Genomic DNA, 12,030 nt, shown 5'->3' on the forward strand with positions numbered 1-12,030 from the left:
TCTCTTCTATCGCTCCTTCTAATTCCCTGATCTTTATTCGACTCTCCGTTAATTCAGATTTTATTTTCTTCTATCATTTTATCATGTTCGGACAATTACTCACAACTTAAACATGTTTTTATGATTAAATTGTTATTTAGTCAATATGTTTCACAACATCAATAATATAAGGATACAAGGCGGCGCATGAATGATGTTTATATTTATTGGTATTGTAGAAATTTGACAAGATTATTTCATACATATGGTTTGTTGTTAATAGTAAGCTATTCAAGTTTACTCCAGTCTATATTCAAAAATAATCTATTGTAGATAGTGCTTACATAGAAAAAACAGAAAAAGGGATGTTCGACAAAATACAGGTTTGTTTTACTTGCTTTTTTTATGAAAAAAGTTTTGAGAAGGCTAAAAAGACAAAATAAAGTATCCTATATTTTTTTTAGAAGATATAATTATTCGTCACGAAAATAAGAAATATTCCTTTTATATTTTTTCATAACACTTATGAGCTTATGATAATATGTTTCTGAAACTGGAATTCTTTTTTCTACACCAGATAATGACAGATAGTATTTGTTTGACTTTGTAAACAGTGCTTCTATGTTAAAAATGTTTACAATATATGATCGATGACATCTAAAAATGAAGTCCATAGAAACATTTGAATTTAGGTTATGAAGAGTTGACCTTATCAGGTACTTTTTTATTCTATGGTTATCCATATAATGTATTGCCGCATAATTGTCTTCTGATTCTATATATAAGATATTCTTAGGTACTACAGCTATCTTACTGTTTCTGTATTCTCCTGACAAAAACAGTAATTGATCCTTTTTTGATGAATCTTTATTCAAATACAAAATTTCCCTATAATTTAACCGTAATGAACGGTGGCGAAAATAAAACGTAGTCCCTATAATTGGAAATAAGACAATCGAAGAAAAATTAAACAGGTATAAAAGATAACTTACTAAGCTTATATCATGCCATCCTCCTCTATAATTGTAATACAAATAATTTATCGTCCCTGAAAAAATCAATGTCCACAATATCCATAATGGTATAAAAAGATTTAACCTTTTTACATTAATAAATGGCTTGATAATTCTTTCATTTATTAACAATGATATAAAAAGTACACCACCGAAAGAAAACATCCCAATAATCCAATTAAAATCTATATCATTCTCAGGTTTATAATTGTTAACCCCAAAAGGCTGATAGAATAATAAAAAAAGGGCTAAGAATACACTAGAAATAAGAATAATACTCCAACTGTATTCATTGGATTTAAAAAAGCTCAGATTACTATTTTCTTTATCTTCATTCACTTATATCGGATATAATAGTTATTATAAAATTATTAAAAATAAAAAAAGCCCCTCCTCAACCTAATAAAAATAGGATTTGGAAAAGCTCTCCATTGGTTTAACAATAAACCCGAGTAAAAATCTTTACTCGTAACAACACAACGTCTTAAATGCGGTCTGGACGGGACTCGAACCCGCGACCCCGTGCGTGACAGGCACGTATTCTAACCAACTGAACTACCAGACCATTCTAATAAAGAACGTGCTTACCATTAAGCAGGTGCAAATATACACTGCTATTTTAACTTCACAAATATTTTTATTTAAAATATTGAATGAACTCTAAACAAATTTTTGACGCTCTATTAAATATGTATTGAGTATTTTATTCATATCATTTGCAATGGCTACCTCTACATACTTAATACGATATTGGGCGCATTTTAATTTTAATCGTTCAAAAAAAGCAGCAGTCGTCTTTTCATAGCGCTCCTTAATATTATCAGCATAAAGATCTATGTGTTCACCCGTTTCAACATCAATAAATTGTTTTGGATCATTATCAAAGTCGAAATACAGTTCGTGCTGTCTATCCATAACATGAAAAAGGATAACCTCGTGCTTATTGTATTTTAAATGACGAAGCGCATCAAATAATTCATTTTCATTGGTTTCCGTTTGAAACATATCTGTAAACAAAAAAATTAAACTCCGTCTATGTATTTTTTCAGCTATTTGATGAAGGTACGTATATGTCTTCGTCTTTTTATGGCTTATTTTATTATATAAAAGCTGTTCTAGTGCGTTCAACAGTAATTGATGATGACGTTCACTCCCTTTCTCCGGAGCATAGAAATCATACGTGTCAGAATAAATACTCAATCCAACAGCATCGCGCTGTCGCTTCAGTAAATTCATCATAGCCGCCGCTGCTAATACAGCAAACCCTATTTTGTTTAGTTGGTTTATATATTGTTCTTTTAATTTGGGGTAGTGCATCGAAGAAGAGTTATCTACAATAAGATGACATCTCAAATTGGTTTCTTCTTCATAACGTTTCACATACAACCGGTCCGTTTTAGCAAAGAGTTTCCAGTCAATATGGCGAGTACTTTCTCCTTGATTGTATATTTTATGCTCAGCAAACTCTGAAGAAAACCCATGAAAAGGGCTTTTATGCATCCCGCTAACAAAGCCTTCCACTACCTGATTTGCAAGGAGCTCAAGGTTATTATATAATTGAATTTTATGAAGCTCTTCTTGTATTTTCATTTATAAAGGAAGCTTTTTTAATGGTTCTTAGTAAAAATAGAAAAGGTTTGGTCAATGACCAAACCTTTAACTTTTGTTAAGTTATGCCTTCTTTATAATAACGAATTTAATGCTTCTGCATACGTATTTTTAGGGGCCACACCAACTTGTCGTCCAACAATTTCTCCATTTTGAAATACTAAAACTGTCGGTATGTTCCTAACTCCATATTTTGCAGCATACTCCTGGTTAGCGTCTACATCTACTTTCCCTACAATAGCTTTGCTTTCGTATTCTTTGCTTAATTCTTCTATGATGGGACCAACCATTCGACATGGGCCACACCAAGCTGCCCAGAAATCAACCATTACCGGTTTATCACTTTTTAATACTACATCCTCAAATGTAGCGTCTGTTATTTCTAATGCCATTTTTTATTTTTTTAATTTATCGAATCTTTACACAAAATTAGTCAAATATTTCACCAAACCTTACAAGGCTTACATTGCTTTTGGTTATACTTCAATTAGGTTTTTTGATACTTTATAGAATCTTGATTAATTCAACTTATAATACACCTCTTGCTTTTCAAGCTCACTCAACAATTCATTTGATATTTTCACTTTCTGTTTCCTGCTGGGCATATGAAGTTTTAATTCATTTGCTGTATCATATACTACAAAACTTAACGGATGTCCGCCTTTATGCAATCTGAAAAGTGATTTAAGGGAATCTATCCGTTTCTCTTGTAGCTTACTTACTTCTAGTTGTATTGTAAGTTTTTTGGCATAAGAGTCCATCACATCTTGTAGTATTTGTATATTATTGTATTGTATCCTTGGATCTCCTTTTCTACCTGTCTCCCTATTTTCCCACCCTTCACGAATATATGCTTTTATATGGACAAATGAATTGATCATCAAAAAATGACGGAATTTGAGGTATTCTTCTCCGAATATCCTAAACTCATGTGAGTCAGTATAATCTTCTATGATAAAAGTTGCCCAACCTTTTCCATTTTTAGCTACCCTATGCTGAACATCTGTTACAACACCTCCAAAAGAAATTTCATGATTAATATAGTTTTCCAAATTCTTAAATAATGAAACGCCTCCATTACAAAATGCATTCAGCTCTGTTTTAAAATCATCTAGTGGATGTCCTGATATATAAATGCCAACTACTTCTTTCTCACGACGTAGTTTCTCCATAGTCCCCCATTCTTCACAAGGTGGAACTTGTGGCTCTGGAATCTGTACCTCACTGGCATCTCCAAAAAGGCTTACCTGCGCTGAATTCTCATTTTCTTGATATTTTGCCCCATACCGAATGGCTTTTTCAAGAAATGAGATTCCATCACCATCATCATGAAAGTATTGTGCCCTGTGTGTCTCTGTAAATGAATCAAACCCACCTGCCAAGGCCAAATTCTCGAAGGCTTTTTTATTTGCTGCCCGCAAATCTATCCGTTTCGCTAAATCAAAAACAGATTTGTATTTCCCTTCTTTACGTTCTGCTACAATGGTTTCCACAGCACCTCTTCCTACACCCTTAATGGCCCCCATTCCAAAACGCACAGCCCCTTCTTTATTGACTGCAAATTTGTAAAAAGATTCATTTACATCGGGCCCTAGTACTTTGATCCCCATTCGCTTGCATTCTTCTAAGAAAAAAGACACTTGCTTTATGTCATTCATATTATTGGAAAGCACAGCCGCCATGAACTCTGCCGGATAATTAGCTTTTAAATACGCTGTTTGATATCCTATCCATGCGTAGCAGGTAGAGTGTGATTTATTAAATGCATATGATGCAAAAGCCTCCCAGTCTTTCCATATTTTTTCTAATTTCTCGGGATTATGTCCATTTTCAGTACCTCCTTTTATAAATGCCGGCTTCATCTTATCAAGGACTTCACGTTGCTTTTTCCCCATCGCTTTACGCAATACATCTGCTTCGCCCTTGGTAAATCCGGCTAATTTTTGCGAGAGTAACATCACCTGCTCCTGATATACCGTAATACCATACGTTTCTTTGAGGTATTCTTCCATTGCAGGAAGGTCATAGGTAATTTCTTCCTCTCCATGTTTTCTACGGATGAAACTGGGGATGTATTCTAAAGGCCCAGGCCTGTAGAGTGCATTCATAGCAATGAGATCTGCAAATGCTGTTGGCTTGAGCTCCTTCATGTATTTTTGCATTCCAGCAGATTCGTATTGGAATATTCCTACCGTTTCCCCTCTTTGGAAAAGTTCATATGTTTTCTCATCATCCAGTGGAAATTCATCTGCATTGAGCTCAATGCCATGATTGTATTTGATAATTTTAATGGTGTCTTTTATAAGCGTTAGTGTTTTTAATCCTAAAAAGTCCATCTTTAATAAGCCTGCGCTTTCTACTACAGCGTTGTCAAATTGTGTCACATACAATTCGGAGTCTTTAGCAGTAGCGACAGGCACAAAATTGGTAATGTCATCAGGTGTTATGATAACTCCACATGCATGGATTCCTGTATTTCTGAGTGACCCTTCCAAAACTTTTGCTTGATTGATGGTCTGCGCTTCTAAATCATCACCTTCTGCCAAGTTTTTAAGCTCGTTTACTTTTAACAGCTCTTCAGAACGAAGGATCTCTTTTAACTTTTGCGCATCAGAATTAAAAATTTTATCCAGCTTTAGGTTTGGGATTAGCTTTGCTATTCTATCGGCATCGCCTAGCGGAAGGTCGAGTACCCTCGCAGTATCTCGGATGGAAGATTTTGCCGCCATGGTTCCATAAGTAATAATCTGTGCTACTTGATTCGATCCGTATTTATTAATTACGTAATCCATCACCTTACTTCTTCCCTCATCGTCAAAATCGATGTCAATATCTGGTAAGCTGATACGGTCCGGATTCAAAAACCGCTCAAAAAGCAATTCATATGCAATAGGGTCTATATTCGTAATTCCTAAACAATATGCCACAGCAGAACCTGCTGCGGAACCTCTCCCCGGGCCTACAGAAACGCCCATAGCCCTAGCGGCAGCGATAAAATCTTGCACAATTAAAAAATATCCCGGATAGCCTGTGTTTTCAATTACCTGAAGCTCAAAGTCTAACCGTTCTTTAACCTCTCCTGTTAATTCATTATACCGCTTTTTAGCACCTTCATAAGTGAGGTGCTTCAGGTAATTGTTTTCACCCCGTTTCCCTCCATCATTTTTATCCTCCGGCACTTGAAATTCTTCAGGAATAGCAAACTTAGGCAGTAATACTTCTCTAGCTAGGTCAAACGACGCTACTTTAGCTACTATTTCCTGAATATTGGAAATGGCTTCCGGTAAATCATTAAAGAGTTCCTTCATAGCCCTTCCGTCTTTAAAATAATACTCTTGGTTGGGCAGTCCATAACGATAGCCACGGCCGCGGCCTATGGGGGTCGTTTGTTTTTCACCATCCTTTACACATAACAAAATATCATGGGCATTGGCATCTTCTTTATTAATGTAATAGGTATTGTTGGTCGCAACTATTTTAACTTGATGTTTTTCGGCAAACTGCACCAATACTTCATTCACTCGGTCTTCATCTTCCTGTCCATGCCTCATTAATTCAATGTACAGATCGTCTTTAAATTGTTCTTTCCACCACAATAGGGCTTCTTCGGCCTGTGCTTCACCTACATTTAATATTTTTCCTGGCACTTCTCCATACAAGTTTCCTGTAAGTACCATCAAACCCTCTTTATACTTTTCAATAATCTCTTTATCAATGCGAGGCACATAATAAAAGCCTTCTGTATAGCCTATTGATGACATTTTAGCCAAATTATGATAGCCTTGTTTGTTTTTTGCCAAAAACACAACCATATATCCATTGTCCTTTCGGGTTCGGTCTTTATGGTCTTCGCACACATAGAGTTCGCACCCTATAATGGGTTTAATAATTGTCTCGGAAGGGCTTGCCCCTTCTGCTATGGCATTTTCATTTTTTGCCTTTGCCGTTTTATTGTGCGTATGTACCGCTTTTACGAAATGAAAAGCTCCCATCATGTTTGCCACATCTGTCAATGCAACGGCAGGCATTTTTCCCTTTGCTGCCGCTGCAACAAGATCGGAAATACTAGACGTAGATTGTAGTACGGAGAACTGTGAGTGATTGTGCAAGTGTGCAAAATCAACTTCTTTGAGTTCTTCCACATTCTGATTTATCTCTTTTTGAGATAATTCGTTTCTCTCTTGATGTTTTTCAGCCTGCTTTCGTAATTTTTTAGAGGCTTCTTTTAAGTTGATATGCTTCAACCCTATTAATGCAATAGGTTGAGGGTTGGCTTGTGAGAATTTCTGGAAATAGTCAGCAGGCACATCCAATGCTTCTATGGTGTAATGCTTATTTCGGATAAGCTCAAAAAAACAACGGGCTGTTGCTTCTACATCGGCAGTTGCATTGTGTGCTTCTTCAAAACCATCTCCAAAAAGATGGTTGTGGAGCTCTGCCAATGTGGGCAATTTGAATTTTCCCCCTCTTCCTCCCGGAATCTGGCAAAGCTCAGCAGTGGCTTCTGTACATGTATCCAATACTGGCAATTCAGCTAGTTTGTTTTCGACTCCTTCCCTGTAAAATTCAGCGCCCATAACATTTAAGTCAAAACCAACATTCTGGCCTACTATAAATTTTGTTCTAGAGAGCACTTCTTTAAATTTTTCTATAACTATACTCAGTCCTTCTCCTTCACTTGTAGCCAATTCGGTCGAGATCCCATGTATTTTTTCTGCATCAAAGGGCACATTGAACCCATTAGGTCGAATCAAGTAATCTTGATGCTCAATTATATGACCCATTTCATCATGTAGCTGCCATGCTATTTGTACTGCCCGTGGCCAGTTGTCCACATCACTAACAGGTGCGTCCCATCGCTTTGGAAGCCCTGTTGTTTCTGTATCGAAGATTAAATACATTTCTTTCTTTGTTTTCTTAATTACTTCATCATCAGGGATAAAAATACATATATTTTTAAGGCATGAAAAATGGTTTTATAAAGAGTTATCAACCTACTTTCTTTTCTTTGTTTTCCCTCATTTATAAATGTTTCTAGCTTCAACGGATCAACAAGCCCATTAGGGCCTTATAAAATATGATCACTTTCCGTTTTTTTATCAGGAAAAGTTCTATATTTGCACCCGCTTTGCCCATTGGCAAACTAAAAACAATTAATAACCGGGGTCGGGAACCCCACAAATTAATACACTATGCCGGTAAAAATAAGATTACAAAGACACGGTAAAAAAGGAAAACCTTTTTATTGGATTGTAGCTGCGGATGCGCGCTCTAAAAGAGATGGTAAATTTCTAGAAAAACTAGGAACGTATAATCCAAATACCAATCCAGCACAAATTGACCTTAATGTAGATGGATCTGTAAAGTGGCTACAAAATGGTGCACAACCTACAGATACTGCCCGAAGGATTTTATCTTACAAAGGGGTTCTTTTAAAACACCATTTATTGGGTGGTGTTGCTAAAGGAGCGCTAACTGAAGTGCAAGCAGAAGAAAAATTTACCGCTTGGCTAGAAGAAAAAGCAAAAAGCGTTGCTTCTAAAGAAGATACCCTTGCTAAAGCAAAAGCAGATGCCAAAGCAAAAACGCTTGAAGCAGAAAAAGAAGTGAGCGAGAAGCGCAAAGCCACTGCTGTTGAAGCAGAAGCTCCAGCTGAAGAAACTCCTGAAGCTGTTGAAGAGGTAGCGGAAGAAAAAACCGCAGAGGCTACTACAGAAGAAGCCGTTGAAGTTGCTGCCCCTGAAGCAGAAGCCCCTGTTGAAGAGGCTGCTCCTGCTGAAGGAGAAGTAAAAGCGGAAGAAAACAAAGAAGAAGCTGCAGAATAATTTCTATTGAGGTGAAGAAGGAAGATTGCTTCTATCTCGGTAAAATTGTTAAAAAGTACAGCTATAAAGGAGAGGTTTTAGTGAAATTAGATACTGACGAACCTCAACAATATGAAAGCATGGAATCAGTATTTGTTGCATTAGGCAATAACCTGGTTCCATTTTTTATTGAAGCTGCCTCACTGCATAAATCTAATTTATTACGAATCAAGTTTGAAGGTGTAACCAATGAAGAAGAAGCGGATCATTTAATGAAGTCCGAACTGTACCTCCCCCTTGAATTTTTACCCAAGCTGTCCGGCAATAAATTCTATTTTCATGAAGTTATCGGTTTTGAAATAGAAGATATTCATTTCGGGAAAGTGGGCAGCATAACAGCAATCAACGACAGCACTGCACAAACCCTTTTTGAGATTGATAATGGTGGTAAAGCGCTCTTGCTTCCCATGAATGATGACATTATCAAAAAAGTAGACCGGACAAACAAAAAAATAATTGTAGAAGCTCCGGAAGGGTTGATTGATCTCTACTTGAATTAGTCACAATATGGCTGATATCTTTTCTTTTAAACAATTTCAAGTCCGGCAAGATAACTGCGCCATGAAAGTAGGCACCGATGGTGTATTGCTCGGAGCCTGGACTGGTTTAGAGCATTCTCCTGAAACGATCTTAGACATTGGGGCAGGGACGGGGTTGATTGCCTTGATGTTAGCACAAAGAAGCCCCAAAACATCAATTATAGATGCTGTTGAAATAGACGTTGCTGCTTATGAAGAGTGTGTGACTAATTTTGAGAACTCCCCTTGGAACGACCGGTTGTTTTGTTACCATGCTTCCCTGAGCGAGTTTGCTACTGAAATGGATGAAAAATACGATCTTATCATTTCCAACCCTCCTTTCTATACCGAAAATGTTCCTTCCGGAAATCTACAAAGGGACATGGCGCGCTCCACTACTTCACTCTCTTTTGAAGCACTCTTGAAAAATGTTTCCTTATTGCTTACTGATAATGGTTTTTTTAATGTCATCGTTCCTTATAAAGCGGAACCCTCTTTCATAAAAACTGCATTCAATTTTGGATTGTTCCCCAACAAAATACTGCATGTAAAAGGTTCTCCTTCATCCCCGATTAAAAGAAGTTTAATGGCCTTTTCCTTTATAGAGAAAGAAGCCTCCATTTCTGAAATGGCGATTGAAATAGAGCGCCATCGCTATACACAAGAATATAGCGCCCTTACCAACAGTTTTTATCTAAAAATGTAACTGTCACACTTTGTTTTGTTACATTTCGTAACTACCTTTGATGTCTAATTTCTCTTGTATGAAACCGGACCTTTTTGAAGCACCTGACTACTACCAATTGGATGATTTATTAACGGAAGAACACAAACTTGTTCGTGATGCTGCGCGACAGTGGGTGAAACGAGAGGTTTCTCCTATAATTGAAGACTATGCACAGCGAGCAACATTCCCTAAACAGATCATTAACGGATTGGCAGAGATCGGAGCCTTTGGTCCCTACATCCCTACGGAATATGGTGGTGCCGGGCTGGATCAGATCAGTTATGGGTTGATCATGCAAGAAATTGAACGGGGTGATAGTGGAGTACGTTCTACAGCATCCGTACAATCTTCTCTGGTAATGTACCCTATCTGGAAATACGGTACGGAAGCACAACGAAAAAAATACTTACCCAAACTGGTATCAGGGGAATTTATGGGCTGCTTTGGATTGACAGAGCCCGATCATGGTTCCAATCCTGGTGGAATGACCACTCATTTTAAAGACAAAGGTGATCACCTTTTACTGAATGGTGCCAAATTATGGATCTCCAACGCACCTTTTGCTGATATTGCCGTAGTATGGGCAAAAAATGAAGAAGGGCGCATTCACGGATTAGTAGTTGAACGGGGCATGGAAGGGTTCTCTACCCCAGAAACACACAACAAATGGTCACTCAGAGCCTCTGCTACTGGTGAACTTATTTTTGACAATGTAAAAGTCCCTAAAGAAAATCTGCTCTCCGGAAAAAGTGGATTGGGGGCACCACTTAGCTGCCTCGATTCTGCACGATACGGTATTGCCTGGGGTGCCATAGGAGCTGCGATGGACTGCTACGACACAGCATTGCGCTACGCAAAAGAACGTATACAATTTGATAAGCCTATTGCCGCTACCCAGCTACAGCAAAAAAAGCTGGCAGAAATGGTCACAGAAATTACCAAAGCTCAGCTCCTTGCCTGGCGTTTGGGCGTGTTACGGGAAGAAGGCAGGGCAACCTCCGCACAAATTTCCATGGCAAAGCGCAACAATGTGGAAATGGCCATTACCATTGCCCGGGAAGCTCGACAAGTATTGGGTGCAATGGGTATTACCGGCGAATACAGTATTATGCGCCATATGATGAACTTGGAAAGTGTTATTACCTATGAAGGCACGCATGATATCCACTTACTGATTACGGGCATGGATATTACCGGACATTCAGCATTTAAATAATTACTCTTCTTTTACCTGTTGAAACTTTCTATAAGAGTATAGTATGGGAACAATTACTAGTACACTGGTTATCCCAATAAACACATGGGAAGCTGTTTTTGTAGGCAAAACCAATGTAGTAAGAATAGAAAATAGTCCTCCGCCAACCCATAGCTTCCCTGCCATACGGTGTGTCGCTTTCCAAACGGTTTCATTTTCAAGTGTCCACGGAGTACGTATGCCTACAAAGTAATTTGCTTTGATGGATTGAAAGAAATTACCCAATATTACATATAGCAAACCAACTCCTAAAAATAGCCAATAAGGTGCAGAAACTTGTTGGTTATGAGAACTATAAATAATAAAAATAGCCAATGCAGACATTATTAACTGAAATATAAAACGAAGGTGATAAAATTTAGACCCCATTTGTCCTAATTTCTTTTTGGGGTCTATTTTGGGCACAAAATATAACAGCAGGTAAATTAGCGCAGTGATAAGACACACTACCATGATCAGCTCACTCTTATCTCCCCATCGATCGATTTCACCCTTTATATTCCAATGTAACGGAACCCGTTCAGGCAAGTGTTTCCACATAATGGCTAAATAACCCAATGGAATTATGGCAATTCCAATAAGTGGAAGTTCTTTTTTATAATTCATGTGTCTGATTTTAAATTAATTACCCACTGAAGGATTTCATCAAGAATACTTGTGTTTAAACTATAGATAATAAACTGTCCTTTTTTTTCAAAACTTACTAAACTTGCATTCTTTAAAATTTCTAAATGATGCGAAATGCTCGGTTTGGTCATCGCAAATTCTTCGGCTATTTCTCCTGCCGTTAAATCTTTTTCTTTTAGTAATTCTAAAATTTTTCTGCGCGTAGTATCGTTCAATGCCTTAAAAAAAGGTGTCACTATATTTAAATATTTAGACAAATATCTAAATAAATTTTTAAATACTAAAAAAACAAATATGCCTTCCATCTTATGCAACTTCTTTTAACCTCCACTACTATCTCCAAAATAGGCATAGCAGGAATAATCATAAATTAAGTATTTTTACCACAAAAAGTACTATTTTTATGCCAGTATAAGGAGGTTATACGGAATGTTCCTTA

Annotated in this window: 10 protein-coding genes and 1 tRNA gene; 4 read left to right on the forward strand and 7 right to left on the reverse strand. The window is 37.2% G+C overall.

Annotated elements, in window-relative coordinates; translation table 11 throughout:
• Positions 1 to 452: 452 nt before the first annotated feature.
• From WBG21_RS05805 to dnaE, 5 genes are all read right to left on the reverse strand, one after another.
• Positions 453 to 1,331 (reverse strand): LytR/AlgR family response regulator transcription factor, encoded by an 879-nt coding sequence (locus tag WBG21_RS05805; protein ID WP_340075751.1) that lies wholly within the window; start codon positions 1,329 to 1,331, stop codon positions 453 to 455.
• A gap of 152 nt (positions 1,332 to 1,483) precedes the next feature.
• A tRNA-Asp gene (locus WBG21_RS05810) sits at positions 1,484 to 1,557 on the reverse strand.
• A gap of 95 nt (positions 1,558 to 1,652) precedes the next feature.
• On the reverse strand, positions 1,653 to 2,582 hold the full coding sequence (locus tag WBG21_RS05815) for a DUF58 domain-containing protein (RefSeq protein ID WP_340075753.1): 930 nt from the start codon (positions 2,580 to 2,582) through the stop codon (positions 1,653 to 1,655).
• Between the two features lie 92 nt (positions 2,583 to 2,674).
• Positions 2,675 to 2,992 (reverse strand): thioredoxin, encoded by a 318-nt coding sequence (trxA, locus tag WBG21_RS05820; protein WP_340075755.1) that lies wholly within the window; start codon positions 2,990 to 2,992, stop codon positions 2,675 to 2,677.
• A gap of 126 nt (positions 2,993 to 3,118) precedes the next feature.
• Positions 3,119 to 7,501 carry a DNA polymerase III subunit alpha gene (gene dnaE / locus WBG21_RS05825; protein WP_340075757.1) on the reverse strand — a complete coding sequence of 1,461 codons (4,383 nt, stop codon included), beginning with the start codon at positions 7,499 to 7,501 and terminating at the stop codon, positions 3,119 to 3,121.
• A gap of 291 nt (positions 7,502 to 7,792) precedes the next feature.
• On the opposite strand from dnaE, the gene WBG21_RS05830 reads away from it, so the two are divergent.
• From WBG21_RS05830 to WBG21_RS05845, 4 genes are read left to right on the forward strand one after another with little or no spacing between them, the layout of a single operon-like run.
• On the forward strand, positions 7,793 to 8,425 hold the full coding sequence (locus WBG21_RS05830; protein WP_340075759.1) for a 30S ribosomal protein S16: 633 nt from the start codon (positions 7,793 to 7,795) through the stop codon (positions 8,423 to 8,425).
• 11 nt (positions 8,426 to 8,436) lie between these two features.
• Positions 8,437 to 8,964, forward strand: a complete 528-nt coding sequence (rimM, locus tag WBG21_RS05835) for a ribosome maturation factor RimM (protein WP_340075761.1) — start codon at positions 8,437 to 8,439, stop codon at positions 8,962 to 8,964.
• A 7-nt stretch (positions 8,965 to 8,971) separates the two neighbouring features.
• A complete protein-coding gene (locus WBG21_RS05840; RefSeq protein ID WP_340075763.1) occupies positions 8,972 to 9,688 on the forward strand; it encodes a tRNA1(Val) (adenine(37)-N6)-methyltransferase in 717 nt (238 codons plus the stop codon).
• Positions 9,689 to 9,746: 58 nt separating this feature from the next.
• Positions 9,747 to 10,925, forward strand: a complete 1,179-nt coding sequence (locus tag WBG21_RS05845; protein ID WP_340075765.1) for an acyl-CoA dehydrogenase family protein — start codon at positions 9,747 to 9,749, stop codon at positions 10,923 to 10,925.
• Here the strand turns inward: WBG21_RS05845 and WBG21_RS05850 are convergent, their stop codons facing one another.
• Both WBG21_RS05850 and WBG21_RS05855 read right to left on the reverse strand, forming a co-directional pair.
• The gene (locus tag WBG21_RS05850) at positions 10,926 to 11,570 is read right to left on the reverse strand and encodes an SdpI family protein (protein WP_340075767.1); all 645 of its coding nucleotides are present in this window, start codon (positions 11,568 to 11,570) and stop codon (positions 10,926 to 10,928) included.
• Positions 11,567 to 11,896 (reverse strand): autorepressor SdpR family transcription factor, encoded by a 330-nt coding sequence (locus WBG21_RS05855; protein WP_340075769.1) that lies wholly within the window; start codon positions 11,894 to 11,896, stop codon positions 11,567 to 11,569. The genes WBG21_RS05850 and WBG21_RS05855 overlap by 4 nt, the downstream gene beginning before the upstream one ends.
• Positions 11,897 to 12,030 lie beyond the last annotated feature (134 nt).

Source organism: Leptobacterium meishanense (genome assembly GCF_037645805.1).
GTDB lineage: Bacteria > Bacteroidota > Bacteroidia > Flavobacteriales > Flavobacteriaceae > Leptobacterium_A > Leptobacterium_A meishanense.

Bases quoted from the DNA above. Each gene is read 5' to 3' on its own strand.
- dnaE (WP_340075757.1), bottom strand. From the start codon at position 7,501: ATGTATTTAATCTTCGATACAGAAACAACAGGGCTTCCAAAGCGATGG.
- WBG21_RS05830 (WP_340075759.1), top strand. From the start codon at position 7,793: ATGCCGGTAAAAATAAGATTACAAAGACACGGTAAAAAAGGAAAACCT.
- WBG21_RS05850 (WP_340075767.1), bottom strand. From the start codon at position 11,570: ATGAATTATAAAAAAGAACTTCCACTTATTGGAATTGCCATAATTCCA.
- WBG21_RS05845 (WP_340075765.1), top strand. From the start codon at position 9,747: ATGAAACCGGACCTTTTTGAAGCACCTGACTACTACCAATTGGATGAT.
- WBG21_RS05855 (WP_340075769.1), bottom strand. From the start codon at position 11,896: ATGGAAGGCATATTTGTTTTTTTAGTATTTAAAAATTTATTTAGATAT.
- trxA (WP_340075755.1), bottom strand. From the start codon at position 2,992: ATGGCATTAGAAATAACAGACGCTACATTTGAGGATGTAGTATTAAAA.
- WBG21_RS05840 (WP_340075763.1), top strand. From the start codon at position 8,972: ATGGCTGATATCTTTTCTTTTAAACAATTTCAAGTCCGGCAAGATAAC.
- WBG21_RS05815 (WP_340075753.1), bottom strand. From the start codon at position 2,582: ATGAAAATACAAGAAGAGCTTCATAAAATTCAATTATATAATAACCTT.